Genomic DNA, 25,717 nt, shown 5'->3' with positions numbered 1-25,717 from the left:
CTGTCCTGCCAGTCCCTGCCCAAACCACTGAAACGGCGCGGGTTCACCGCGATCCTCAACGCACAATCTGGTCACAGGTCTTGCGAGACGGGCGGTCCAAGGCTAGGTCCTTGGCAATCAACCCGGAGGCCTCATGACCTGCTCACCAGAAGAAATCAGCCATCACTTGCTTGACGTGGCCCGCAAGGCAGGCGCGGACGCGGCGGATGCCATCGTTATCGACGGATCCTCTGTTTCCGTCGAAGTGCGGGGCGGCGCGCTGGAGCATGCCGAACGCTCGGAAGGGACTGATCTGGGATTGCGGGTGTTTCTGGGCAAACGATCCGCCATTGTGTCCAGTTCCGACAGCCGCCCTGAAACCCTGCGCGCCATGGCGGAACGAGCTGTCGCGATGGCCGGGGAGGCCCCCGAAGATCCGTTTTCCGGGCTGGCTGACAAGGACCAGCTGGTCACAGACTGGAACATAGAGTCACTGGAACTGTCAGACCCCGCCCCGGCCCCGTCTGCCGAAGCCCTGATGCAGGATGCTCTGACGGCCGAGGCCGCAGCACTGGCCGTCGCCGGCGTTACCCAGGTGTCGGATGCGGCCGCAAGCTATGGAACCCACCATGTGCATCTGGCCGCGACAAACGGGTTCACTGGCGGGTACGCGCGCAGCAGCCGGTCGGTTTCCTGTGTTGCGATCTCGGGCGAAGGCACAGGGATGGAACGGGACTATGACGGCGACAGCCGGACGTTCCAATCCGACCTGCGCAGCGCGGAGGAAATCGGGCGCACAGCAGGTGAACGCGCCGTGCAACAGGTTGGTGCGCGCAAACCTGAGACAGGAAGTTTTCCGGTGCTCTTCGACGAACGGATCTCGTCCTCGCTCATCGGCCACCTTCTGGCCGCCAGCAATGGCGCGGCGATCGCACGGGGCGCATCCTGGCTCAAGGATTGCTTGGGGCAGGGCGTTCTGCCCGCGCACCTGTCCCTGATCGAAGACCCGCATCGCCCGCGCATTTCGGGCTCGCGCCCATTTGATGCCGAGGGTTTGCCGACACAACGCCGGGCAATCGTGGAAAACGGCGTTCTGACCGGCTGGACGCTGGACCTGTCAAGCGGGCGAAAACTGGATATGGCGTCCACGGGAAATGCGGCGCGTGGGGTCTCGGGCCCGCCATCGCCCAGCAACTGGAACCTGAGCCTGACACAAGGTGACCAAAGCCGCGCCGACCTGCTGCGCGATATGGGGACCGGGTTGCTGGTCACATCCATGATCGGATCGACGATCAACCCCAATACCGGTGACTATTCAAGGGGTGCATCGGGCTTCTGGGTCGAGAATGGCGAGATCACGCATCCGGTCAATGAATGCACCATCGCGGGCAATCTGCGGGACATGCTGCGCCGGATCATCCCGGCGAACGATGCCCGCCCATACCTGTCGCGCGTGGTTCCGTCGCTTCTGATCGAAGGAATGACACTTGCCGGCAACTGATCTGCCCCTGCTGATCGAGGCGGCGCTGGAGGCCGGCAAGATCGCCACGCGCTATTCCGGCACGCAAGCGCAGCGCTGGGACAAACCCGATGGCGCCGGGCCAGTGACCGAGGCAGATCTTGCCGTGAACACGATGCTGGAGGAGCGGTTGTGTTCGGCGCGACCGGGCTATGGCTGGCTCAGTGAGGAATCCGAGGATTCCACCGACCGGCTGGACCGCAGCAGCACTTTCATCATCGACCCGATCGACGGCACCCGAAGCTTTGCAGAAGGCGCGCGCACCTGGGCACATTCCATAGCCGTCGCCGATAACGGCATGGTGACGGCGGCGGTCATTTACCTGCCGATGCGGGATTTGCTGTACACGGCGGCCCAGGGTCAGGGCGCGTCTCTCAATGGTAAGACGATAACGACCTCGGACACCGCAGAGCTTTTGCAATCAGAAATTCTGGCCGCCAAGCCAAATCTTGACGCGCGGCATTGGCGCGACGCGCAGGCGCCAGAATTCGAACGCGCGTATCGCCCGTCACTTGCCTATCGCATGGCTTTGGTTGCGCAGGGTCGGTTCGATGGCATGCTGACCCTGCGCCCCAGTTGGGAATGGGATATTGCCGCCGGCGACCTGATCATCCGAGAGGCCGGCGGCGTGTGTTCCGACCGTACGGGTCAACGGCTGATCTTCAACAACTTGCATCCCAGGTTGAACGGCGTGATCGCCGCCAGCGCCTCGATTCATCAGCAACTGTCGGCACTGCTGGATCCGGCCGGGCCGAGAATCGGAACATGAGCAAACCGCGCTCACTCAGCCTGGCCGCCTACAGGGTGTTGTCATGGGGGTTGCGCAACGGGGTTGCGCCGCAATCCAACCTGCCGCGCCCCGAAGGTGAGTTGCTATGGATCCATGTTGCCACCCCGGATCGGCTGCGGGCTGTGACCGACTTCTGCCGTCGACTGTCGCAGATCAGGGGCAAGCTGAATTTCCTGCTGACAGCCCCCCCGGATGAGGATCTGTCCAACTGGCCGGACAGCAGGTTCCCCTTGATCAACCTGCCACAGGAACAGAGTGGCGCCGCCCGCGAGTTTATCGAATACTGGCGTCCGAACATGGGGTTGTGGGTCGGTGGCGATCTGATGCCCAACATTGTCACGCGCGCTGACGAAAAGGCGATCCCGCTGGTCCTGTTCGACGCCCAATTCAGCGTCACTCTGTCCCGGAACGCCCGTTGGCTGCCGGACATCACACGGGTGACCTTTGACTGTTTCCACAAGATTCTCACGCCATCCGCCGAGACGGCTCGACAGATCCGCCGCCTCGGAATCCAATCCGGAAAAGTTGCGGAATCACCGCCTTTGCGGATCAGCCCCAACCCCCGGCCCTGGCCAGAAGACGAACTTATCGAGACCACTCATACACTTGCCGGGCGTCCGGTTTGGCTGGCAGCATGGGTTCAGGACAAGGAGTTCATCTCGGTTCTGACAGCCCACCGTCAGGCGCTGCGGATGCTGCATCGGCTGGTTCTGGTGTTGCACGTGGCAAACGAGCCGGAAGTCACGCCGCTGAGACGGCGGCTGGAATCGATGGACCTGCGCTGCATCAACTGGGATGAAGGGGACATGATTGAAGACACCACTCAGGTCGTCCTGACATCGGACCCCGAAAACCTGGGCCTGTGGCATCGCATGGCACCAGTGACATTCATGGGCAGCTCGCTGGAACGCGGCGCTGGCGGTCAGGACCCGTCCGAAGCAATCGCGCTGGGGTCTGCGATCATGTTCGGACCATATGTGCACCGCCATCAGGAATTCTATTCCAGCCTGCAACAGGTGAACGCCGCCAAAGAGGTTAAGACGGCAACCGAACTGGGCGACGCCGTTGTGCAGCTTCTGGCGCCGGATCAAGCTGCCGACATGGCGTTGGCGGGATGGCAGTTGTTGACCGAAGGCGCACCGCAGGCTGACGCCCTGATCGAAATGGTGCAGGATATTCTGGATCAGCGGAGTGCGGATCATGCGGGCACCTGATTTCTGGAACACGACCCCGGACCAACCGGATCTGAGGGCGCGTCTGCTGGCACCGTTGGGGCGCCTATATGCAGCGGCAACCGCCCGAAGGATCGCCCTGGGGACCGGCGAAAAGCCGGGTGTGCCCGTGATCTGTATCGGAAACCTCAATGCCGGTGGAACCGGTAAAACACCGACGGTGATCTGGACCCTAGAACAGCTTCGAGGCGCGTGGCACGAACCACATGTCGTCACGCGGGGGCACGGAGGCTCTTTGGACGGGCCGGTGCAGGTCGATCCGGCCCGGCACACGGCTGCCGAAGTTGGGGACGAGCCGCTGCTTCTGGCGATGTTTGCCGAAGTCTGGGTTGCCAAGGACAGGGCGGCGGGCGCACGGGCCGCCGCAGCGGCGGGCGCCACGGTAATCGTGCTGGATGACGGGTTTCAAAACCCCTCGGTGGCCAAGGATTTCTCGATCATTGTTGTCGATGCTCAACGCGGGTTCGGAAACGGATTGTGCCTGCCTGCCGGGCCGTTGCGGGAACCGGTCGACATCGGGCTGAAACGGGCCGACCTTGTGTTGTCTCTGGGCGATGAGGCCGCGCAAATGGCTTTCACCGCTCAGTGGGGCGACAAGTTGTCCGTTCCCCATGTCACCGGAGCAATCGAGCCCCTGCAAACCGGCATGGACTGGACCGGCACACGCGCTTTGGCATTTGCCGGTATCGGCCACCCCGAGAAGTTCTTCAAAACCCTGCGGCAGCTGGGCGTAGACCTGGTCCGCGCCGAAGCTCTGGACGATCACCAGCCTCTGACTCAGGCACTGATGGCCCGTCTGGAAAACGAGGCGCGCCAACTGGGTGCTCAGATGATAACGACCGAGAAAGATGCCGTACGTCTGCCCCCGGCTTTTCGGAGCAAAGTGATCACTCTGCCGGTGCGTCTGCGAGTCGGCGAAACTGACAAGGTCCGCGACATGCTGCTGAAGGCAGCACCTGCACCAAAATAGGCCCGGTCGGCCCGGGCGGGGCCAACCGGAAAAGGGTGTTTAGCCACCCAGTTCGTCTTCGATCAGCTTTTTGAAGTCAGCGTAGGACTGGTTGTCGACCTTCTTGCCGTTCACCACAAATGATGGTGTCGCCTGGATGCCATCACGTTCGGCGTTTTCCTGATACCACGCAGCCAATGTCCGCGCCTTGGTACCGTCTTGCAGGCAAGCCTCAAGCTGGTCGCCATCGATGCCGGCCAAACGACCGATCTTGCGCAGCTCGTCCACGATCTCGGCCGGACCACCTGCGCGTGTCCATTCTGCCTGCCCTTCATAGATCAGGTCTGTGATACCGAAGAACTTTTCGGGGCCTGCGCAGCGTGCAACCATCGATGCCCAAAGGCCGTAGCGGTCGAAATACACCTCACGATAGGTAAACTTGACCTTGCCGGTGTCGATGAAGTCTTTCTTGAGTTGTTTGAAGGCGCCCTGATGGAAACTCGCGCAATGCGGGCAGGTATAGGACGCATATTCGATGATTTCGACAGGTGCATCCTCGGCGCCCAGCACCATCTCGACGATCGTCGAAGTATCCAGGTCCGCCTCCTGCGCTTCGGCGGCACTGACCAGTGGAATGGTGACATTGGTGTTCGACCCTGTCAGCCAATAGCCGCCAGCGGCCACGGCGACGGCCGCACAGATTACGGTTGCAATACGGCTCATTTTCAGCCCTTTCTCAGCGTTTCTGTTTGGATAAAACGTTGCGCCCGAGACGTTCAAGAGCCGCGCGCAAATCTTCATCATGTACATCGCGTGACATTTTGTCGGCCTCGGCGGCAATGTCAGGCGCAATCTGGGGTTTGGCTTGCTTCGGCTTGTGGTCGAAACTGGCCTGCCCCTCGGCAAATCCGGTCGGAGCGGTCTGGGTGATACGGACCCGGCTGATGGCGTTGTAGCCATAGACCGCGTTCACCTTGCCGCGCAGCTGTTCCTTCTGCATTTCCAGCATCGGAGCCTGTGGCCCGGTCGTCAACACGGTCAGGGTGGCACCAAATCCGCCCTTGCCATAACCCACTTTGACCGGGCGTGCGATGGCGGCGGTTTCCTGGCCGACAATCTCGGCCCAGTGGGTCAAAAGCCGCGACACGGCAAACCCCCGGCTTTCCCCGGCGCGCCGGATCTGATCATTCAGCAAGGATGCGGTGCGTTTGAACCCGCGGGTCGAAGAACGTCTGCGTTGCATCTGGTTTCCTGCTCCTACGCCTCTATTGTACTGGGCAGGCCACCATGTGCCAGCGAAACCCGACCGGGAGTTGAATAAAACTTGCGTGACTCTGCTGAATTCACCGTCAGTGATGCGTTGCTGGAATGGTACGACCGCCACGCCCGCGAAATGCCATGGCGCATCGGTCCGGCAGATCGCGCCGCCGGGATACGCCCCGATCCCTATCGGGTCTGGCTGTCCGAAGTGATGTTGCAGCAAACGACAGTTGCCACCGTTCGCGACTATTTCCTGCGCTTCACCACCCGCTGGCCTACGGTTCAGGCTCTGGCCGCCGCACCGGACGACCAGGTCATGGGGGAATGGGCCGGGCTTGGCTATTACGCGCGCGCCCGCAATCTTTTGAAATGCGCCCGTGCCGTCACGCAGGACTACGAAGGCCGGTTTCCCGACAGCTTAGAAGCGCTGCTGAACCTACCCGGCATAGGCCCCTATACCGCCGCTGCGATCTCGGCCATTGCATTCGATCAGCCCGAAACCGTGCTGGACGGAAACGTCGAACGTGTCATGGCCCGGCTCCATGACATTCACGATCCGCTACCCGGGTCCAAACCCCTGCTGAAGGAAAAGGCGTCGGCCCTGACCCCGGCCACACGCCCCGGCGATTACGCGCAGGCCTTCATGGATCTGGGGGCAACCATCTGCACGCCGAAGTCGCCGGCATGTGGCATCTGCCCCCTGCGTGACCCCTGTCAGAGCCGCGTCGCAGGCACCCAAGCCGACCTGCCACGAAAAACACCCAAAAAGCCCAAACCCACGCGGTATGGGCACGTGTATGTTGCGCAAAGCGCAGACGGGGCCATGGTGCTGGAACGCCGGCCTGACAAAGGTTTGTTGGGCGGAATGCTGGGCTGGCCCGGATCAGAGTGGAACGATGCCCCGGCCGAACGGCCTCCGTTCCCCGCGAATTGGAAGATGTTGTCGGGCGAAGTGCGCCATACATTTACGCATTTCCACCTGATTTTGCGGATCTGGACCACGGATGCCGCCGATCACGACATACCCGAACATCTGACAGTTGTAGACAAGCACAGCTTCAGGCCCGGCGACCTACCAACCGTGATGCGCAAGGCCTATGATCTTTGGCGAGGACAATAAGTCCGTTGTGTAAGTCTTCGGGCCATGGCTAGGATATCTCCGTAAAGTCGGAGCAGAAAAGATGATCGCAACAGGCAAATTGTCCCGCTGGCAATCTGCATCCCCTTTCTGGGTGTCGCTGCTGCTGATTCCGCTGGTCTGGTTTTCAGCTGCTACCGGTGGATGGTCACTGCTGCTGGTTCCTGCCGCAACCTGGTGGGCTTTTGCAGTGCTGGACCGGATCACCGGGCTCAACACTCGAAACGCCGACCCCGAGACGCCGGACACGGCGCTGCAATGGTACATACTGCTAACAAAACTCTGGGCCCCGATCCAGTTCGTCACCCTTTTTGGTCTGATCTGGTACGCAACCCACAACACCCATCTGTCAACGCTTGAGAAAATCGGCCTCTTCTTTGGCATGGGCGTCATTTCGGGCACGATTGGGATCAATTACAGCCACGAGTTGATGCACCAGAAAAGCCGCCTGGAACGCTGGCTTGGGGACATCCTTCTTGCCATGGTGCTGTATTCTCATTTTCGGTCCGAGCACCTGTTGGTCCATCACCGCCATGTTGGCACCCCGCGCGATCCGGTAACGGCGCGCTACAACGAAGGTTTCCATCGCTTCTATCCCCGCGTTCTGTGGCAATGCTGGGTTTCGGCCTTCAACGCCGAGCGCAACAAGCTGGCCCGCATCGACAGACCGTGGACAGATCGTTCAAACCCGTTCTGGCGGTACTGGGCGCTGCAAGGTGGGATGCTGGCACTGGCCGGCCTGATCGGAGGATGGTCCGGCGTGGCGCTGTTTCTGCTTCAGGCTGGTGTCGCGATCTGGCAGCTCGAGCTGGTCAATTACGTCGAGCACTACGGCCTGACCCGAAAACATCTGGGCGAAGGACGGTACGAGCATGTCCTGCCACGCCATTCCTGGAATGCCTCGCAGAAAGCTTCGAACTGGTTGCTGATCAATCTTCAACGCCATTCGGACCACCACTACAAACCCAACCGCCGGTTTCCGCTGCTGCAACATCACGCGTCGGACACGGCACCGCAATTGCCCTATGGCTATCCTGTCATGACCGTGTTCGCCATGATCCCTCCGCTGTGGCGGCGGGTCATGAACCCGCGCGTTCGTGCGTGGCGGCGCCACTACTATCCCGAGATCACCGACTGGCACCCCTACAACAAATCTTTGAACCCCATGCCCAAAGCGTGACCGCAGCGCGCACAGGCGCGCTGCTTGGCCCAACTGTCAGCACTGCATCTGCGATGCTGTTCTGACGGGCGGGAGGCCCTCAGCTTTTCATCACCCAGACATCCATCGGCGCCTCGACCCCTCGCACGGGTTGGTCGCGGCAGGCAACAAAACCGGCCATGACCTCCGGCGCCTGCGGGTTTTCTTCCTCAACCCGCATACGCACGGCATCGCTGACAACGATACGCGCCTTGAAATCACGCGTCAGTGCCTCAAGCTTGGCCGCCACATTGACCGCATCGCCAATCACCGCGAATTCCAACCGGTTGGCACCGATATCCCCAAGTACGACCGAGCCGTAATGCACCCCAACGCCGACATGGATTTCGGGCTCTCCCGCCCTGCGACGTTCCAGATTCCAACGGTCGATCACACCCACCATCGCACGCGCGCAGTCCAGGGCATTGCTCGCGTCCAGGGGCGTTGGCACCGGAGTGCCGAAGGTCGCCATCAAACCGTCGCCCAGATACTTGTCCAAGGTCCCGTGGTGCCGGAATACCTCGGTTTCCATACGGGCATGGAACCCGCGCAGAACCTCGATCACTTCATAGGGATCCCGCCCGGCGGCGTATTTGGTGAATCCGACGATATCGATGAACAGAACGGCCACATCTTCTTTGCGGACCTGTTTCAGCGGCTCATCGTTCTGGCTCAGCTCATCCACCACATTGGGTGAGAAATACCGCGACAGGTTGGCCCGTTCCCGTTCCAAACCCGCGTTGTTCATCAACAATTGATTGAGACGCCGCATCGAAATGCCCAGCGTTACCGCGACCATTATGTATACGATCACTTGCTGGATACGTTGAGGGACCATGAAACTGTTTGGATCCAACAGCTCGGCAACATCCGGATAGCCCTGCAAGGCCTCTGCAACCTTTTCGCTGATCCCCGGAATCGGCGTTGCCACCCACGAGGCAACGATCCAACCGATCGTCCACATCAATGCCGTCCACGAACCGATGGCAATGACCGTGCGCCAGGAATAGGCCAGGGTTCCAGCCGCCAGGATGACGAAAAAGTACTGAAAATTGTCGAACCGGTATTGCATGGCCAGAGGGCGGACATCGTCACTGAACGGGTTGGGCACGATCATTCCAAGGGTCATGATCAGCAGATCCACGAAGATCAAAAGAAGCTCGACCCGCGATTGTCCCACCCGACCGGAACGGCGGATCAGCCAACCGTTGGCGCAGATCAGCAGCAGAATGAAGTGATACCAAAGCACCTCCCAATGCGGGTTCAGGAAAACCAGAAGAACCCCGGTCAGTGCCATCGCCACCCAGCGCGCGCGGACGGCCAGTTCCAACCCTTCTCGCTTGTGCCGCTCCAACGCGGCCTCGGTGTATTTGTTGTCCAGATCGAACGTGTCAGGTTCCGTGAAAAACAGGCTGCGGCGGGGCTGCGCGGTTGTCTCGGTCATGGCCGTGATCTTTCTTGCAGTGTCAGGGTCAACAACATGCAATCACTGTTGATCCGAAAACAAAAGACCCCGCCGTAGGATCGGCGGGGCAAGGCGTAGTGCCTTGTGTCAGGCCACAGGCACCGGCGGTGTTCTTGAAATCAGTTCATCTCGGCCCGGATCTGCTGGCGCAGAACGTCGATCGGAACCGTTTTGCCGTCACGCTTGAAGCACCAATAGGTCCAGCCATTGCAGGACGGCGCATTTTCCAGATGGGCGCCCACCTGATGGATCGAGCCTTTGACGTTGTCACCGACCAATGTGCCATCGGCCCGGACCTTGGCCTTGTGACGCCGGTTCATGGAATAAAGCTCTTCGCCCGGGCGCAGCATCCCACGCTCGACCAGCTGGCCGAAGGGAACGCGGGGTTCGGCGCGCTTGCTGGCGCTGACTTCCAGAGCCTCACGATCGAATTTGCGGACCTTGGCAATGCGCTTCTCGGCCACCTTGCGATAGCTTTCCTCGCGTTCGATACCAATGAATTCGCGGCCCAGCATCTTGGCGACGGCTCCTGTCGTTCCGGTACCGAAGAACGGATCCAGCACCACGTCTCCGGGGTTGGTCGAGCCGATCAGAACACGGTGCAGCAGTGATTCCGGCTTTTGCGTCGGGTGTGCCTTGTCACCGTTTTCATCCTTCAGACGTTCATGCCCGGTGCAGATCGGCAGCACCCAGTCGCTGCGCATCTGCACGCCTTCGTTCAGGGCCTTCAGCGCCTCATAGTTGAAGGTGTACTTGGCCCCTTCGCGCTTGGAAGCCCAGATCATCGTCTCATGCGCGTTGGTAAAACGTTTGCCGCGGAAGTTGGGCATCGGGTTTGATTTGCGCCAGACCACATCGTTCAGAATCCAATAGCCCTCGTCCTGCAAAGCCGAACCCACACGGAAGATGTTGTGGTAAGAGCCGATCACCCAGATCGCACCATTTGGCTTGAGCAGACGGCGCGCCGCCTTCAACCACGCGCGGGTGAATTGGTCATAAGCACCAAAGCTGGAAAACTGATCCCAGTGATCATCCACCGCATCCACCTGAGAATTGTCCGGGCGATGCAGCTGACCTTTCAACTGCAAATTATAGGGCGGATCCGCAAAAATCAGGTCAACGGATGCCTCGGGAAGACTGTTCATCACTTCGATGCAGTCCCCGGATAGAATCGTGTTTAAAGGGGGCGCGATTGCGCCCTTTTTGGTAGTTGTCGTCATATCACTGCCTCAAGTGTCCACGGCGCTTTTGCGCTCATTTGGTTGAGACAAGGATGAGTCAAAGACGAATCGGCGTCAATTTCTTTTTTGAATCAGCGACTTACGATTTACTCTTGATACAAGATATTGTGCACCGGCTTGAACGAACGTCTATGGTGTGGGGTCACGCCAAGATTTTGCAGTGCTTCCTTATGTTGTTTTGACGGATAACCGGCGTTGGTTTCCCATCCATATCCCGGATGCTGTTGCGCCAAATCCACCATCACCTGATCGCGCCAGTTTTTCGCAAGGATCGACGCGGCTGCAATCGACACCGATCGGGCATCCCCCTTCACGACGGCCTGCGACGGGATTTTCAGGCCGCGTGGAATCATGTTCCCATCGATCAGCAGGAAATCAGGGGCCGGCGACAGAGCCTCGACCGCGCGCAGCATCGCCAGATGCGATGCCCTGAGGATGTTGATCTCGTCAATCTCGGCGACCGAGGCTTCGGCCACGGCAAACTCGGCGCTGTGTCGGATCTCGGCATCCAACGCGACCCGACGTCTGGCTGTCAGCTTCTTGGAATCATTCAACCCTTCGGGGATGGCCTGTGGGTTCAGGATCACCGCTGCCGCGACGACCGGGCCGGCCAAAGGGCCGCGCCCGACCTCATCCACACCCGCGATGCGAAAATGGCCCCGGTCCAGCAGCGCCTGTTCAAGTTCGAAATCTGGTTTTGTCATCCTTTTGGAAAACCGTGTTTCACACAGCGCCGCAAGAAAAAAGAGAGAGGGCAGCCCACACCACCCTCTCTCACGCGGCGCGTCTTTGGCGCCGCTCCTGCTCAACCGGTGTTACTGGTAAACGACACGGTATCCTTTCTGGCGCAGGCACGCGGGTTCGTATGCCCGCTTGACCTTTTGGCCATTCCAGAAACCGACTTTGCACTCTTGCGGCAGGCTATTGGCATGTTTGTAGTGCTTCTTGAGACATTTCGGCCCAAGCAGCGGATGATCCTGTGAATACCCGTTGAATGTGCGCAGGCAGCGCTGGGGAAGATCATAGCGCGCCACGCGCGGCGGCAGAGGGCGCACCGGCTGCGGCGTGTAAGGTGCCGGGGTATAGGTCTGATGGCGAGTCGCCCGATCCTTTTTCTTTTCCTTGTTGTAATAGTGAACCCCGGCCCCGATGAGCGCGATGGCCGCCAGCCCGCCAAGAATGTCCTTTGCGTCTGCAGCCCGTGCCTGAGACGCAGAAACCCCGGTTATTGCAACCGCGGTCGCAACGATGAAAGCGATGAATTTCCTGTGCATGATGCGTGTCCTTCATAGTGTTTGGGCGACCGTGTGACGGAGCGCGTCCTGATCGCCCTGACACTGGGGGCGACCGGTCCAGACAAGCAATAACGGCCCGATGTTATCGGATATCAGAGCCCGCAAACCCCTTGGGTTATTGAATATCGCGGCAACTCATGCGCAGGATGCGGCCTATGAAACAGATCCTCTCTTCTCTGACCTTTGCGGTCCTGATATCGCTTGGCTTTGCTGCGTCTGCGGCGGATTGCTATGCGGATTACAAGGCCAAGAAAGACAATCCGCTGCGTCTGCACTATGGGGTCATTCAGGTCTCGAACTGTGACAAGGGCCAGGCCCGGGCAGAAATCGCCCAGCGCCTGAGCGCGTCAGGCTGGACCTTGCTTGAAGTGCAGTCCGTTTTCGGGCCGGAAGGGTTGGATCAGAGGAAAGGCAATGCCGGACAATTCTATCTCCGTTTCTGACGCGCGCCGGTCGGGGGTCCGTCTGGTCGTGCTGGGCGTCGCAGCCATTGTCGCCATTCTGATCACCGCCGCCGTTTTCCTGTTCTGGACCCTGCCGGACGCCAACGCATTCAACGCCCGGGTCGAGCGATTGTTCATCGAGACCGATCTGACCTCGCAAACCGAAATCCGGTTGCTTGAAATTCTGGCCCAGTCCGGCACCGCCTTCGCCGACACCCTGTCCAGTTATCGGATGGTGATCTATGTGCTGCTGGTTTTTGCCTGTGCCATGATGGCCTCGGCATTGGTCTTTCTGGTGATGCTGGTACTGCTGAACCGACGCATGGCGCAAATCGAACGCACCGGCATTCAGGTGACCTCGTTGCTGATCAGCCGCGAGGAAAACACCGTCTACCTCAACAACATGGATTTCAAACTCACGCCCGCCGCCATGGAAACCCTGTCTGTTCTGGCTGAATCCCGGCTGGATGATGAGGTTTTGTCCGGCGCCCAGATCGAGGCGATGATTTCCGGCCGCAATGAGGCCGATTGCGACGAAGCCGCAGGCGCGACGCGGATCAAACGGTTGCGGGATGCGCTTGGCAACCAGATGGTCAGTGAACTTCTGGTCAAGAACATCGCCAAAAAAGGGTATATGCTGTCCATCGAAAAAGACGTGATACAAATGGTCTGAGCCTTGCTGCATGACCGTATGCGTTGGCACTTTTCCCTTCTGCGCCTCTTGGAATGTGGGATGCAAAGCCCCATTCTAAAAAAAACCCAGGCAAGGGAGGTCGCATATGAACGTCCACGCCGCACCAAAAATCAATGGGTATGGAATCTCGGTTGAATCGCTGAATGGCAGAATTGCCATTTACCGCAATGATGTGCTTTTGGCTGAAAGCACAGATGCCAAGGTGATGTATGAAACGCGCCTGCCGCCCACGATCTATGTTCCCCGCGCGGATGTCTGTGTTGATCTGAGCGAAGAAACAGACCTGCAAACATTCTGCCCGTTCAAAGGCACTGCCACGTATCACGACATCAATCTGGGGTCCGAAAACCTGGCCAATTCTGTCTGGGCCTATGAGGAAGCCCTGCCCGAAAGCGCGGCCATTCAAGGCTGTATCGGCTTTGTGCCCGGCGCCTATACGAAAATCGATCTGGGCGACAACCGCCTTCGTGAACCTGAAGACGGCAACATCAGCGGCCCCCTGATCGATTGGTTGATGCGTGGCGCTTCGACCGCGACAACGCCCGAAAGCTTTACCAAAGCGCTGGCCGAAAAGATGCTGGAGCACGGCATCGCGATACAAAGGCTGAGCATTCTGGCCTGGTCTCTTCACCCCCTGATCGCGGGAAAGCACTATATCTGGGAAAAAGATGAAGAAGAGATTCTGACACGGGCTCCGACATATGAAATCTATGATCACCCAGCTTTCATCAACAGCCCCTTGCGGCATGTGTCGAACGGCTTGGGTGGCGTGCGGCAAAGGTTGAATGATGAAAACCCGCATAACAGCTTCCCGATCATGGAGGATCTGCGGGCCAAGGGCGCAACAGATTACGTGGCCATGCCCTTGCCGTTTTCCGACGGTCGCACCAATGTTCTGACGCTGACCTGCGATCACCCGGACGGGTTCACCACCGAAAATCTGGGCCTTGTCTTTGAGTGTTCCTCGGTAATCGCCCGTTTCTACGAAGTGTTCATGCAGCGCGAAAACGCGCAGGTCCTGCTGGAAACCTATGTCGGCAAACGCACCGGCGCGCGCGTATTGGGCGGCGAAATCAGGCGGGGTGACGGGGATGAGATCGACGCCGCCATCATGTTCTGCGACCTCCGTAATTCAACGAGCCTGGAAGAGAAGCTGGGCCGGGGCGAGTATATCAATCTGCTGAACGAGTTCTTTGAAACGGTCTCGGGCATTGTTCATGACAACAACGGAGAAGTCCTGAAGTTCATTGGCGACGCCGTGCTGGCCGTCTTCCCGGCAACGGACGAGGATGCCAGTACGGCCCGCACCAATGCCCAGCGCTCGGCGATCAAAATCGTCGAAACTTTGGGAGAGCTGCGCAAAGAAGGTACGGACAGGCATTGCGACTGTTCGATCGGCGTCGCTTATGGGCGTGTCACCTACGGCAATGTGGGATCGCGCGAACGGCTTGATTTCACAGTTATCGGTCAGGCCGCAAACATCGCCGCGCGATTGGGCGAGTTCGGCAAGTCGCAAGGGCACCGCATTGTCGTTTCAGAAGACATCGAACCGGCCTGTTCCAATGCTGTACCGCTGGGAGACGTCAATCTGCACAATGTGTCCCGACCCGTCAGATCATATGCTTTACGAACCACAGCCGATGAGATTCTGAACGGTTGAGGCCTGTCGTTTGCAGTTCTGAAGAAAACCGCATTGCCTTGATCAACGTGACGCCTTTGCGATCATGCTTCACCGGTCACTTCGATCCGGAGGCGCTCTGCTCAACCGGCCCCCAACAAGATCAATGCGGTCTGCGCCGGCGAGATCGTGTTCTGAAGTCGCGCAATCTGACTTCTGGCCAAATAGGTGTCGGTCAGTTTCTCGATGGACTTTGGGTTCGAAAACTGTGCCAGATCCTCCGAGCCGGTCAGTTTGAGCAACCTGGCCTTGAACTCGACCAGTTGTTTGTCAATGTCCAGCTGCGCAAAGGATGACGGCAGTCCAAGTGCCGTTTCCATCATCCTGCGCAAGGGCGGCAACCCCATCAGATCGAAACACTTTGTGTCTGCGCTTGAGGTCTTGTTGGCAAGATCCGAAAGCTCTCGTTGTGCATAGAGCGAAATACGCATCGTTTCATCCGACTCGCCAACGGCAATTTCAAACCGGGCCGTCAAATTGGCCTGGGCGATTTGCTCCATGTCGGACGTCAGCGCGGTTTTTCGGACAGCACCGGGACCAAACCCAAAGGCGTCAGAAAATTCCCGGTATCGCTTGTCGGCCAATCGATTGGACAACGCGTCATCCGCCTGTGTCCCATCCTCGAGGATTTTGCGTATGAAAAACCGGTTGTCCAAATCTCCTTCCAGCCCGAACGCACCCAAAGCGACCTGCAACAACCTGCGATCCGAAACCAGCTCTTCGGCGGATTGGATTTTTCCGATGTTGTCCAGAAAGTACTTTGTCTCTCTTTCATTTGCTGCTGACGACGAAAAACTCTGGAGCTGACTTTCATAGGTACGTTGCAGGAACCGCCAGCCCACGATTCCGCCGCTTGGGATGACGGGTTGGAATGTCATTGCTGGTAAGCCATCAGCCGCTCTTCGCGCGGCAGAAGCGAGCGAAGCGATTTGAGGCACTTGTAATAATGCTCTGCAACCAGGGCATCCGTGGCTTCGGCCAAGACCCGACGGCTATCTGCATCCGTAAAAACCTGGCTCAGCTCTTCCACGCGGCGCAACAATTGCTGACGTGCTTGGCCAGGTTCGATGTCCCCCGACAATACAAGCTGCGCAGCATAACAGACGCGGCGCACCGGAGTATTCACCTCATCCGGATGAATCGCGTCCCGCAGTCGAAGTACATTTGCCTGTGGCGTCATGATCGAAAACCGGCCGCGGCGATCGCCGTTCTCAATCACGACCCCGTTGATCAGAACCCTTTCTTTCGGGGCAAGCTTCAGGACCAGACCACTCATCAAGTTGCCCTCCTTTGGCGCAATCCGCGCAATACAGCCGTGTTGATTTCCACCAACGGTTCAACGGTTGCGCCGTCTCCCAGAACGCGGCTGCTGTGTTGTTCGGTGAATTCGGCAAGGTAGAAGATCCTAGCTCTCAGGTCGTTGGGCAGGGCATTCTCGGAATCGGCAACTCCGGTGGCGAGCACCCCCCACAGCCGCCGGTTTTCGTGCACGGCCTGTACAAAGCCCGAAAAATCCGTTGCCTTTTGTGCCGTTGCTGCCTTCAAGCGTCGTGTGATCCTTGAAATCGCTTCGTATTCCGTGTCTCGAGGCGTCCGAGTCGGCGCGGCGGTTTGCGCATAGGTTTGATGGGCTAGGGTTTGCGGTGTCACTTGAAATCCTCCCGAAGGGCCGTCATCAGGCAGTCATTGATGGGGCGCGAAGACCGCGCCCCAACCGATTTCGCGAATTAGCGGAACAGCGACAGAATCGACTGCGGTGCCTGATTGGCGATCGAAAGCGACTGTGTCGCCAACTGTTGCTGAACCTGAAGCGCCTGCAACCGTGCCGAAGTCTCTTCCATGTCCGCATCGACCAGCGACCCGATGCCTGACTTGAATGAGTCGGACAGGTTCGAGATGAACTCTTTCTGAGTTTCGATCCGGCTTTGAGAAGAACCGAAAGCAGCCGACGCGTCGATCGAAGTATCAATCAGCGACTCAACGGCGGCCAGTGCAGCGGTCGCACCCGCACCGGTCGAGACATCAATGCCGGCCAACGCGCCCAGACCACCTGCACCAGCGTTCACGAATTGAGCCGAAAACGAAATGTCCGAGCCCGTACCGTTGGTGACAGACAAGGTTCCGGCTGCACCCGAGTCATAATCGACCGTCAGACCGGTAATCCCAAGCTCTTCAATCTTCGATTTCAACCCAACGGCAACCAGATCACCCGTTGTTGTCGCGGCGGCGTCTTCGGCGGAAACGGTATAGGATACGACCTTATCGTTGATCGCGACGACAACCTTGTCCCCGGCGGCAAAAACACCGCTGGATTCGTCGGTGACCAGAGCGGTTGCGGCGGTTGCGCCGTTATCAATGGTTGCGCCAACGCGATCGTTGCCTGTCGATGCGCCGGTCGAACCGTCAAAAACCTGCTTGGTGACATAACCACCGGTCGACAGGTTCTGCCCTGCAACGGTAATGGACGACGAGGTCACAGCACCTGTGTTGTCACGATCCAGCGATGCAAGGATCGAAGCGGAACCGGCAGAGCCGTCAACCAGGTTCAGACCATTGAACTGCGCCGCACTGACGACGGACGCGATCTGATCTTTCAGTGCAGTCACATCATCATTGATTTTGCCGCGGTCAACGTTGTCTTCCTGCGCCGCGACGATCTTGCCTTTCATCTGGGTCAGCAGATCAGTGACGGTTTCCGCGGCATTCCGTGCAACGGCGACGGTCGATTCGCCAAGCGCAAGACTGTCCTTGATGGCGTTGAAACCCTTGACGTCCGACTCCATCACTTTGGAAATCGCCCAAACTGCCGAGTTGTCCTTGGCCGTCGCGACATCCTTGCCGGTCGAGATTGCGTTCTGGGTCATCGCCAGGTTTTTGTTGACCGACTTGAGAGTTTGCAGCGCAACCATCGCGCCATTGTTTGTCAGAATGCTGGACATAGCTTTCATCCTTTTCCGTTCGGGCCATTTTGCCCATGTTCACCCCGCATTATTTGCGGGCATTGGTGTCTTTCTGACCTGTGCGACGCGCCGCGTGGCCGTTCGCGCCACCTGTTGATCTCAGGTGCAACACCACTTTTGAACCCGATCCCCTAACGGAGTGCTAAAGCGCCCGGCCCAGAAATTTCGGATTTGAATCAAAATTCTGGCTATGCCCGCTTTTCCAGCTTTGCCGTGCTGCGCACCGCGAATTCACTTCGCTGTCCGTCTGCACCATAGGTGCTGAATTCCTGCCGAACGCGTCGCAATTCAGCCATTCGGCTGGCGACCGCCAGGATGCCTTCAGCCGCGCTGTTCAGCAGCGCCTGATTGCGCTCGGCTTTCTGTTGAACGCGAATCAGTGCCTCACTTTCCAGCACCTGAAGATCATTGATTGCCCCGATCAGCTTTTCTTTTTCAGGCACCATGCTGGACAAACGGTCCAGATCCCCCTGTACAAGTGCGGCACGTTCCAAATCCAGGACTTCTTCCAAAGACTTGATCAACGCTTTATCGGCCTTAGACGTCATCGGTTTTCTCCATCAGTGACTTGAACAGAATTTCGGAAAGGCCCACACCACCGGACCGGGCAAGTTGCTGCGCCTGATGTTGAACAAGCATCGAAGAAAACTGATCCTCACCGGCGCCACCGCCAAAGGACTGACGGGTCTTTCCCAATCCGGCAGATTTCAGCATTTCGGCCAGAAACGCGGCCTCAAGCTCTATGGCGGCGTTTTTCAGCCGGGTCTGGGGTGACTGTGATTGAGATACGTGAGGAAGGGTTGAAACCTTCATAGCATTCTCCGAATTTGCTTCGAACTTTCTCGATCAAAGGTGAAAGCGGTTAAAATAAACGTAACTACCTACTGGCAGTGTTCCGACCAGTCACACGGAGAGGGAGCAAAATGCCCAACCCCCTAACGCTGGCGAACGCAACGCCGACCACGCCCGAGAAAGCCGTCACATCGCGTAAGGCTCCGGGCCAAAACACTGGCTCGGAGAGCTTTCAGGATGTCCTCGGGCAAGAGGTTGGTGCCACCGGCCACCCAGAAGGCGAAAACGCTGCCATCAATGCCGAGATGAAAGTTGTCGAAGCAGAGCCCGAACCTGTGCCGGAGACATCGGCCGAGGCATCTGCAACGGTCCATCCGACCCCGATTTCAGAACACATAGGCGAACAGCAACCCCCTTCTGCATTCCTGGAAACCCCGGACTTGGACAAGGTAAAAGTGGCGCCGGTTCAGATGGCGGAAGTAAATCAAGCACCCTCGGAAATACCGAATCAACCACCGGTATCGGTACCAAAAGGTTTGCCCACACAAAGCGACACGCCTTCCCCGGTTCCGGCGCTCTCGCAGAAGGCACAGGGTCCGACGCCCCAACCTGTGCAAATGACAGCCATGACCGAAATCGGTCAGATGTTTGATCAGCTTGCAAAGCCCAAAGGCACGGTCGAACAAACGGGGGCCGTCCCCCTCCCGCTGGACGCTGAAAAGAAGCCGTTGCCCGAAGTGAACATTCTGACGCCCAAACCGTCAGCGCCTGACCGGGCGCCCTCGGTGGCGCAGCTTCAGTTGATGGCAACTGCCGTCGAGGCCGAACCCGTGACACCCGTTGTCGAGGCTGAGGCCCTGCCCGCCGTCAGAGAGGAACCTTTGCCGCTGACCTCGCGTGAGTCCGTGCCTCAACTCGCGGCTCCGTCCACTGCCGCCCGAGCGGAAATCGCCCGGGCGATTGCTGGTCAGCTGTCGGCAGCCGTCCAGACCCGCACCGGATCAGGAGCAACGGAAATAGCGTTGAATCCGGAAGAGCTTGGGCGTGTGTCCATTGTTCTGAACGGGCGGGAGGACGGCCTGCAAATCACCATTGCGACCGAGCGCCCGGAAACCCTCGATTTAATACGGCGTCATTTGTCCGTTCTGACAGAAGAGTTTCAGAAGCTGGGTTATGGGGATCTGAGCTTTGATCTGGGAACCCCTTGGGGTTCTGGCGCACATCAAAAGGACGCAAACGACGCTGACACACAATCCCCTTCACATTCAGAAGCTGCGCCGCACGAACGGATCGATCACACAACTTCCCATCCACAGTATCCGGCCTCGGGCCGGGGCATCGACATGAGGTTTTGACCAATGATTACGCCTGTCAACACCATGCAGCCCGTTGCGGATCAACAAAAGGCCGGGGCATCTCAGAAATCCGCGATTACGTCGGACTTTGAGACATTCTTGCTGATGCTAACGGCGCAGGCAAAGAATCAGGATCCGTTGGAGCCGATGGATTCGACCGAATATGCGTCTCAGTTGGCGCAGTTCTCGATGGTCGAGCAACAAGTCCAGACCAATGACCTCTTGTCCAACCTGGCCAACGCATTGGGCGGCACGAAACTGAACGAGCTTGCAAGCTGGGTGGGCATGGACGTCCGCTCGACATCAGCCTTTCACTTTGACGGCCAACCCGTGACATTGTTCGCCCAGGCAGACCCTGATGCGGACGCGACGAAATTGGTGATCCGCGACAGTGATGGCACGGTAATCGATAACGTCACTGTACCCACGACAACCGAGGAGTTTGTTTGGGCCGGAGTGGATTCTTCAGGAAATCCATTGGCATCAGGCAACTACAGCGCAACCCTGGAAAGCTACAAAGGCGACAAGTTGCTCTCGGAAAAACCTGTCGCCGCCTACAATCGCGTCGTCGAAGCACAGGTTGGCGACGATGCTGTTTTGCTGACCTTGCAGGGCGGTCAGGTGATTCCCGCAACTCAGGTCACCGCAGTCCGAACTGGTGCTTGATCTGTCGGGCGGGACGGGCCAAACCTTGGCAAATCGACTCGCCATAAGAAGTGATGGAACCTCTGCCCGACTTGCCTGCCCCCCCTCGTGATCTGGTTGACCATCTTCACGCGCAAGGATTGGTCAACGCGCATCCTCGGTTCGAGACCTTGTACGGCGGGCGCACCAACAGGGTGTGGAAGGTCAAGGGCCGCGACAGTGACAAAGTCCTGAAACTTTACAGCACGGCATTGCGCAATCCTTTGTTTCGCAATGATGCAGAGTTGGAGGCCCAATGCCTGAAGGCGCTTGGCACCACGGGTTTCGTGCCAAGGCTGCGGGCCACAGGGCAATACGATGAAGCCCGTTGGGTGTTTTACGACCACGCCCCCGGAACCCCCTGGCGGCAGGATTCAGCCCAGGTTGGCGCCTTGCTGCGCAAGCTTCATACCCTGCCCATTGCCGTCCGGGCGCCAGCCGGATGCAATGGCAGCGCAGACTTGCGCGCTCATGGAAACAGAATTCTGCAAGGCTGTACGTCAAACGGGCGCGACAGACTCGCCGAATTGCAACCTTCAAATTCGGTCGCACCCGCGCAACAGACGTGCCTGATCCATGGCGACCCCGTGGCAGGCAATATCCTGGTTGCGACTGGCGGTCTGACCTTGATCGATTGGCAATGCCCGGCCCTGGGCGATCCCTGCGAAGACCTTGCGCTGTTTTTGTCGCCTGCAATGCAGCAGCTTTACCGAGGCTCACCGCTGTCGAAGAAAGAGGAAGACCAGTTTCTTTCGGCCTACGGCAGGCCCGAAATCGTCGCGCGCTATGAACAGCTCAGGCCATGGTATGCGTGGCGCATGGCGACGTATTGCCTCTGGCGCGCTGAAAGTGGTGCGCCCGATTACGCGACAGGGTTGAACTTGGAAACCGCAATTCTGTAACGCCCCGCCTCATCGCAGGTCGGCCAGCGCCAGCATGGCGTAGGCTGGCGGCATGAGCACACGGCGCCAGCGACCCAAAGGAAACCGACCCGGTGTTTGCGTCATCACGACCGGCAGCCTGGCGTCCTGCCCCAGAACCAACCGCGCCAATGCTCGACCGCAATACGTGCCCTTGGCGACGCCGTTGCCGTGATATGCAAAACCGGCGAACATCCCCGGTTGATCCGGAACGGGGCCGACAAATGGTGTCAGGGCCCGTGACAGGCAGACCAAACCGGACCAGATATGAGTGACCTCGACCGTCGACCAAGCAGGAAACATACGTTTGAAATCCTGCTGAACCTTTCGCCGAATGGCTGCTTCAGCCTCGGCCGATGACCGCAGGCCGCCCCGCATACCAAACAGAAAGCGCCCGTCCGGCATCAGGCGGAAATAGTGCAACAGATTGCGCGTATCATAGCACATCTGATCCGATGTCCATCCCTGTGCCATCTGCTCGGTTCGACCAAGGGGTCGCGTTACCATGACGGTCGACTGAGCAGGCATGTATCGTCCGGACATCCAGGCCGGGATATCCTCGCTGGAATAGCCGTTGGTACACACCAAAACCGCCTGCGCTTTGACTGTCCCGCTCTGTGTTTGCAACACAAAGCCGGACGCCGTTTTTTCAACGCTCAGAACCGGGGAATTCCGGAACAGATACGCGCCCATTGCTTCGGCGGCTCGGGCAATCCCAAACAGGTATTTGCGAGGGTTCAACCCGAAACCAACCGGCGATGTGTATCCACCATGAAACGCGCCACCCATGCCCTTCGCGGGCAGGTCTCTGGCTTCGTGCAGGGTTCCCGCCTCGTCGGCATTGCGGCGCAGCATGTCCATCGCCCGCCTGGAATGCGCCAGCTGGGTTTCCCCGCTGGAGTGCGTATCCGCATCGATCTGATGTCGTGCCAGCAGATCGGCGACCAGTCGGACCGATTCCTGTTCCGCTGCCGCATAGTCCAAAGCGGCGTCGCGGCCAAATCGGCGCTGCATGGATGCGTGGCCAAGTTTTGACCCGCCTAGACAGCAAAACCCGCCATTGCGGCCCGAGGCACCCCACCCCGGTGCGCCGGCTTCGAACACCGCAACCGAAGCATTTTCAGCCAAATGCAGGGCAGCCGAAACGCCTGTAAATCCGCCGCCAATGACGGCCACATCCACATGCATGTCGCCTTGGAACTCTGGCCAATCCGGGCTGGCAACAGTTTCGTCCCACCAACAGCCGTCGCGAGGTTCGCTGCCATAGGCGTAGTCTGGAAAAACCCGCTTCATTCGGTGCGCGCTGCGGCCATTTCGTCCTGCTGCTGACGTACCATCGCGCGTTTGGTCACAAGCGAGGCCGTGATTACCCCGACCGTCACCACAGCGATCATGATCGTCGACAACGCGTTGATTTCCGGGCTGACGCCAAGGCGCACGGCCGAGAATATCTTGATCGGCAATGTCGTCGCTGACGGCCCCGAAGTGAAGGATGCAATCACCAGATCATCAAGTGACAAGGTGAAGGCCAGCAACCAGCCCGAGATTACAGCAGGTGCGATGATCGGCAGGGTGACAAGACGGAAGGCTTGCGCGGGCGAACACCCAAGGTCCAGCGCAGCCTCTTCCAGCGACCGGTCAAAGGTGATGAGGCGCGAGGATACGACAACGGAAACGAAACACATCGAAAAGGTCGTATGCGCCAGAACGATGGTCAGAATACCCCGATCCAGGCCGATGCCGATAAACAGCAAAAGCAGCGACAGGCCGGTGATCACTTCGGGCATGACCAGCGGTGCATAGATCATGCCGGAAAACAGTGTCCGGCCAAAGAAACGCCCGCTGCGGACCAGCACATAAGCGGCAGCCGTTCCCAGAATTGTCGCCAGCGTCGACGAAAAGACCGCGACCCGGATCGTGACCCAGGCAGCATCAAGGAACGCTTCGTTCCGAAGCAGCTCTCCGTACCATTTCGTCGAAAACCCGGCCCAGACCGTGACCAGCTTGCTTTCGTTGAAGCTGAAGACGATCAGGATGATCATCGGGATGTACAGAAACGCAAAACCCAGCGTCAGCGAAACCGTGTTGAACCAGCTCAATCTGTTCATCCCTCGGCCTCCGCCTGCTTCTGCTGGTTGCGCTGGAACAGCACGATGGGAATGACAAGGATCAGCAGCAGCACGATGGCCACCGCACTTGCCACCGGCCAGTCACGGTTCGAAAAGAACTCTTCCCACAGAACCTTGCCGATCATCAGCGTACCGGAACCCCCCAGAAGAGATGGGATCACGAATTCACCGATCACGGGGATCATCACCAGGAAACACCCTGCAATGATACCGGGTTTGGACAGCGGGATGGTCACCAGCCAGAAGGCCTGCAAACGGGAACACCCCAGATCCTCGGCCGCTTCGATCAATGATCCGTCCAACCGTTCCAACGCAGAATAGATCGGCAGGATCATGAAAGGCAGATAGGTGTAGACGATGCCGATATAGACGGCAGTTGACGTGTTCAGGATCGTCAGCGGGGTCGAGATGACACCGGTCCACAGCAATATCTGGTTGAGGTACCCTTCGTTCGACAGAATGCCCATCCAGGCGTAAACCCGGATCAGGAACGAGGTCCAGAAGGGCAGGATGACCAGCATCATCAGTGTCGGTCGCCATTCCTGAGGCGCGCGGGCCATGCCGTAGGCAATGGGATAGCCCACCAGCAGTGTCAGGAATGTCGAAATCAAAGCGATCTTGACGCTGGACAGGTAGGCTTTCCAATACAGGTCGTCCTCGGTCAGCCAGACATAATTCTCCAGATCAAGCTGGCTGAAAAACTCCTTTATCCCCGCCCAACCGGCTGACAGGTCCAAAGTCGGAGTATAGGGCGGGATGGCAAGCGCGGTATCCGACAGCGAAATCTTCAGAACGATGAAGAACGGCACCAGAAACAGGGCCAACAGCCAGACGTAAGGAATGGCGATCAGAACGGCGCGGCGCATCAGTTGGCCAACAGAACCGCGGCCGTGGCTGTCCAGGACAGCCAGACCGGGTCTTCCCAGGTGAAAGAACGGCGCGAGATGCGGCGGGTGTTGGCCGTCTGAGCCTTGATGATTGTGCCGTTTGCCAATTCAACGTGATAGGTGGACAGATTGCCCAGATAGGCAATGTCGTGAACCTTGCCCTGCACGGCGTTGACCGCATCGACGGGCCGTTCGGCAGAGATCGTCACTTTCTCGGGGCGGATCGCCAGATGGCAGGGCTGACCGTCTGAGAAACCGGCAGGCGAAGACGCCGTGAACGGGGCCTGACCTTCGGCCCAATCGATCTGATAGGCGTCCTCTCCGGATGGCGTCGCGCGGCCTTCGATGATGTTCACATCTCCGATGAAGTCAGCGACATAGACAGATTCAGGGTTTTCATAGATCCGATCCGGGGTGGCCACTTGCTTTAACTGGCCCTGATCCATCACCGCGACGCGGGTGGCAACTGTCATCGCCTCTTCCTGATCATGGGTGACGATGACAAAGGTGGTGCCAGTCTTTTCCTGGATATCCATCAATTCGAACTGGGTATCCTGACGCAGCTTCTTGTCCAACGCGCCCAGCGGTTCATCCAGCAGCAGAAGCTTGGGCGCTTTGGCCAACGAGCGCGCCAGTGCGACGCGCTGCCTCTGACCGCCCGAGATCTGATGCGGTTTGCGACGGGCGAACTGTTCCAGCCGGGTCAGGCGCAGCATCTCTTCGACCCGGTCTTCCAGATCGTGCTTGGGCATGTTGTCCCGTCGCAGACCGAAAGCGATGTTTTCCCAGACACTCAGATGCGGGAACAGGGCATAGGACTGGAACATCATGTTCACGGCCCGCTTGTTCGGCGGGATGGGGTCGATATCCTGCCCGCCCAGCAGGATATGGCCTTCGGTCGGGGTCTCGAACCCGGCCAGCATCCGCATCATCGTTGTTTTGCCGCACCCTGAAGGGCCTAGCAGGGCAAAAAACTCACGTTCGAAAATATCCAGAGACAGGTTGTCGATCGCCGTGAACTCGCCAAAGCGCTTGGTCACGTTCTGGAACTGGATCAAGGGTTTCGCCTGTGGGTCATTCCACGGCGCAAAAACGTCAGAACTCAAAGC

At 58.7% G+C, this 25,717-nt stretch carries 28 protein-coding genes; 12 read left to right on the top strand and 16 right to left on the bottom strand.

Annotated features, from left to right (window positions below):
- Positions 1-133: 133 nt before the first annotated feature.
- The 4 genes from GOW60_RS19455 to lpxK are packed head-to-tail and all read left to right on the top strand — an operon-like array spanning position 134 to position 4,490.
- A complete protein-coding gene (locus GOW60_RS19455) occupies positions 134-1,480 on the top strand; it encodes a TldD/PmbA family protein (protein ID WP_171230590.1) in 1,347 nt (448 codons plus the stop codon).
- Positions 1,467-2,267 (top strand): 3'(2'),5'-bisphosphate nucleotidase CysQ, encoded by an 801-nt coding sequence (locus tag GOW60_RS19450; protein ID WP_171230589.1) that lies wholly within the window; start codon positions 1,467-1,469, stop codon positions 2,265-2,267. The genes GOW60_RS19455 and GOW60_RS19450 overlap by 14 nt, the downstream gene beginning before the upstream one ends.
- On the top strand, positions 2,264-3,502 hold the full coding sequence (locus tag GOW60_RS19445; protein ID WP_171230588.1) for a 3-deoxy-D-manno-octulosonic acid transferase: 1,239 nt from the start codon (positions 2,264-2,266) through the stop codon (positions 3,500-3,502). Before GOW60_RS19450 ends, GOW60_RS19445 begins: the two co-directional genes overlap by 4 nt.
- Positions 3,489-4,490 carry a tetraacyldisaccharide 4'-kinase gene (gene lpxK, locus GOW60_RS19440; RefSeq protein ID WP_171230587.1) on the top strand — a complete coding sequence of 334 codons (1,002 nt, stop codon included), beginning with the start codon at positions 3,489-3,491 and terminating at the stop codon, positions 4,488-4,490. The genes GOW60_RS19445 and lpxK overlap by 14 nt, the downstream gene beginning before the upstream one ends.
- Before the next feature lie 39 nt (positions 4,491-4,529).
- On the opposite strand, the gene GOW60_RS19435 is transcribed toward lpxK, so the two are convergent.
- Both GOW60_RS19435 and GOW60_RS19430 read right to left on the bottom strand, forming a co-directional pair.
- Entirely contained in the window at positions 4,530-5,192 is a 663-nt protein-coding gene (locus GOW60_RS19435; RefSeq protein WP_171119927.1) for a DsbA family protein, read from the bottom strand.
- A gap of 13 nt (positions 5,193-5,205) precedes the next feature.
- Positions 5,206-5,712, bottom strand: a complete 507-nt coding sequence (locus GOW60_RS19430) for a DUF721 domain-containing protein (RefSeq protein WP_171230586.1) — start codon at positions 5,710-5,712, stop codon at positions 5,206-5,208.
- Between the two features lie 81 nt (positions 5,713-5,793).
- Here GOW60_RS19430 and mutY point away from each other — a divergent pair, with 81 nt between their 5' ends.
- Entirely contained in the window at positions 5,794-6,849 is a 1,056-nt protein-coding gene (mutY, locus tag GOW60_RS19425) for an A/G-specific adenine glycosylase (RefSeq protein WP_171230585.1), read from the top strand.
- Between the two features lie 61 nt (positions 6,850-6,910).
- Entirely contained in the window at positions 6,911-8,047 is a 1,137-nt protein-coding gene (locus tag GOW60_RS19420) for an alkane 1-monooxygenase (RefSeq protein ID WP_171230584.1), read from the top strand.
- A 79-nt stretch (positions 8,048-8,126) separates the two neighbouring features.
- On the opposite strand, the gene GOW60_RS19415 is transcribed toward GOW60_RS19420, so the two are convergent.
- From GOW60_RS19415 to GOW60_RS19400, 4 genes are all read right to left on the bottom strand, one after another.
- The gene (locus GOW60_RS19415; protein WP_171230583.1) at positions 8,127-9,509 is read right to left on the bottom strand and encodes an adenylate/guanylate cyclase domain-containing protein; all 1,383 of its coding nucleotides are present in this window, start codon (positions 9,507-9,509) and stop codon (positions 8,127-8,129) included.
- 140 nt (positions 9,510-9,649) lie between these two features.
- Positions 9,650-10,750 carry a site-specific DNA-methyltransferase gene (locus tag GOW60_RS19410; RefSeq protein ID WP_152459284.1) on the bottom strand — a complete coding sequence of 367 codons (1,101 nt, stop codon included), beginning with the start codon at positions 10,748-10,750 and terminating at the stop codon, positions 9,650-9,652.
- Between the two features lie 107 nt (positions 10,751-10,857).
- Entirely contained in the window at positions 10,858-11,475 is a 618-nt protein-coding gene (locus GOW60_RS19405) for a ribonuclease HII (protein ID WP_171230582.1), read from the bottom strand.
- A 111-nt stretch (positions 11,476-11,586) separates the two neighbouring features.
- Positions 11,587-12,045 (bottom strand): hypothetical protein, encoded by a 459-nt coding sequence (locus GOW60_RS19400; protein WP_152459286.1) that lies wholly within the window; start codon positions 12,043-12,045, stop codon positions 11,587-11,589.
- Positions 12,046-12,221: 176 nt separating this feature from the next.
- Between GOW60_RS19400 and GOW60_RS19395 the strand changes: the two genes are divergently transcribed.
- The 3 genes from GOW60_RS19395 (at position 12,222) to GOW60_RS19385 (ending at position 14,863) form a co-directional block, all read left to right on the top strand.
- A complete protein-coding gene (locus GOW60_RS19395) occupies positions 12,222-12,509 on the top strand; it encodes a hypothetical protein (RefSeq protein WP_171230581.1) in 288 nt (95 codons plus the stop codon).
- Positions 12,481-13,182 carry a helix-turn-helix domain-containing protein gene (locus tag GOW60_RS19390; protein WP_171230580.1) on the top strand — a complete coding sequence of 234 codons (702 nt, stop codon included), beginning with the start codon at positions 12,481-12,483 and terminating at the stop codon, positions 13,180-13,182. Before GOW60_RS19395 ends, GOW60_RS19390 begins: the two co-directional genes overlap by 29 nt.
- A 106-nt stretch (positions 13,183-13,288) precedes the next feature.
- On the top strand, positions 13,289-14,863 hold the full coding sequence (locus tag GOW60_RS19385) for a DUF427 domain-containing protein (protein WP_171230579.1): 1,575 nt from the start codon (positions 13,289-13,291) through the stop codon (positions 14,861-14,863).
- A 101-nt stretch (positions 14,864-14,964) separates the two neighbouring features.
- Here the strand turns inward: GOW60_RS19385 and GOW60_RS19380 are convergent, their stop codons facing one another.
- From GOW60_RS19380 to GOW60_RS19355, 6 genes are all read right to left on the bottom strand, one after another.
- Positions 14,965-15,759 carry a DUF1217 domain-containing protein gene (locus GOW60_RS19380; protein ID WP_171230578.1) on the bottom strand — a complete coding sequence of 265 codons (795 nt, stop codon included), beginning with the start codon at positions 15,757-15,759 and terminating at the stop codon, positions 14,965-14,967.
- Positions 15,756-16,157, bottom strand: a complete 402-nt coding sequence (gene flbT / locus GOW60_RS19375; RefSeq protein WP_152459291.1) for a flagellar biosynthesis repressor FlbT — start codon at positions 16,155-16,157, stop codon at positions 15,756-15,758. The genes GOW60_RS19380 and flbT overlap by 4 nt, the downstream gene beginning before the upstream one ends.
- Positions 16,157-16,531, bottom strand: a complete 375-nt coding sequence (gene flaF / locus GOW60_RS19370; protein ID WP_171230577.1) for a flagellar biosynthesis regulator FlaF — start codon at positions 16,529-16,531, stop codon at positions 16,157-16,159. Before flaF ends, flbT begins: the two co-directional genes overlap by 1 nt.
- A gap of 77 nt (positions 16,532-16,608) precedes the next feature.
- Positions 16,609-17,820, bottom strand: a complete 1,212-nt coding sequence (locus GOW60_RS19365; protein WP_171230576.1) for a flagellin — start codon at positions 17,818-17,820, stop codon at positions 16,609-16,611.
- A gap of 209 nt (positions 17,821-18,029) precedes the next feature.
- Positions 18,030-18,389 carry a flagellar biosynthesis protein FlgN gene (locus GOW60_RS19360; protein ID WP_171230575.1) on the bottom strand — a complete coding sequence of 120 codons (360 nt, stop codon included), beginning with the start codon at positions 18,387-18,389 and terminating at the stop codon, positions 18,030-18,032.
- Positions 18,379-18,654, bottom strand: a complete 276-nt coding sequence (locus GOW60_RS19355) for a rod-binding protein (protein WP_171230574.1) — start codon at positions 18,652-18,654, stop codon at positions 18,379-18,381. The genes GOW60_RS19360 and GOW60_RS19355 overlap by 11 nt, the downstream gene beginning before the upstream one ends.
- Positions 18,655-18,764: 110 nt before the next feature.
- On the opposite strand from GOW60_RS19355, the gene GOW60_RS19350 reads away from it, so the two are divergent.
- Genes GOW60_RS19350 through GOW60_RS19340 form a run of 3 tightly spaced genes read left to right on the top strand, consistent with a single transcriptional unit; the run spans position 18,765 to position 21,574 of the window.
- Positions 18,765-19,988: a flagellar hook-length control protein FliK gene (locus tag GOW60_RS19350; protein ID WP_171230573.1), complete on the top strand. Its 1,224-nt coding sequence runs from the start codon at positions 18,765-18,767 to the stop codon at positions 19,986-19,988.
- 3 nt (positions 19,989-19,991) lie between these two features.
- Positions 19,992-20,654, top strand: coding sequence for a flagellar hook capping FlgD N-terminal domain-containing protein (locus tag GOW60_RS19345; RefSeq protein WP_171230572.1), 663 nt, complete (start codon positions 19,992-19,994; stop codon positions 20,652-20,654).
- Between the two features lie 53 nt (positions 20,655-20,707).
- Positions 20,708-21,574, top strand: coding sequence for an aminoglycoside phosphotransferase family protein (locus GOW60_RS19340; RefSeq protein ID WP_171230571.1), 867 nt, complete (start codon positions 20,708-20,710; stop codon positions 21,572-21,574).
- 9 nt (positions 21,575-21,583) lie between these two features.
- Here the strand turns inward: GOW60_RS19340 and GOW60_RS19335 are convergent, their stop codons facing one another.
- From GOW60_RS19335 to GOW60_RS19320, 4 genes are read right to left on the bottom strand one after another with little or no spacing between them, the layout of a single operon-like run.
- Positions 21,584-22,885 (bottom strand): FAD-binding oxidoreductase, encoded by a 1,302-nt coding sequence (locus GOW60_RS19335; protein WP_171230570.1) that lies wholly within the window; start codon positions 22,883-22,885, stop codon positions 21,584-21,586.
- Positions 22,882-23,700: an ABC transporter permease gene (locus tag GOW60_RS19330; protein WP_152459300.1), complete on the bottom strand. Its 819-nt coding sequence runs from the start codon at positions 23,698-23,700 to the stop codon at positions 22,882-22,884. The genes GOW60_RS19335 and GOW60_RS19330 overlap by 4 nt, the downstream gene beginning before the upstream one ends.
- Positions 23,697-24,587 (bottom strand): ABC transporter permease subunit, encoded by an 891-nt coding sequence (locus GOW60_RS19325; RefSeq protein WP_171230569.1) that lies wholly within the window; start codon positions 24,585-24,587, stop codon positions 23,697-23,699. Before GOW60_RS19325 ends, GOW60_RS19330 begins: the two co-directional genes overlap by 4 nt.
- On the bottom strand, positions 24,587-25,714 hold the full coding sequence (locus tag GOW60_RS19320; protein ID WP_171205253.1) for an ABC transporter ATP-binding protein: 1,128 nt from the start codon (positions 25,712-25,714) through the stop codon (positions 24,587-24,589). The genes GOW60_RS19325 and GOW60_RS19320 overlap by 1 nt, the downstream gene beginning before the upstream one ends.
- Positions 25,715-25,717 lie beyond the last annotated feature (3 nt).

It is taken from the genome of Ruegeria sp. HKCCA4008 (assembly GCF_013033125.1).
In the GTDB taxonomy this organism is placed as follows: Bacteria; Pseudomonadota; Alphaproteobacteria; order Rhodobacterales; family Rhodobacteraceae; genus Ruegeria.
Note: the sequence above shows the minus strand (reverse complement) of the source record. Positions and strands in the feature narration are given on the sequence as shown.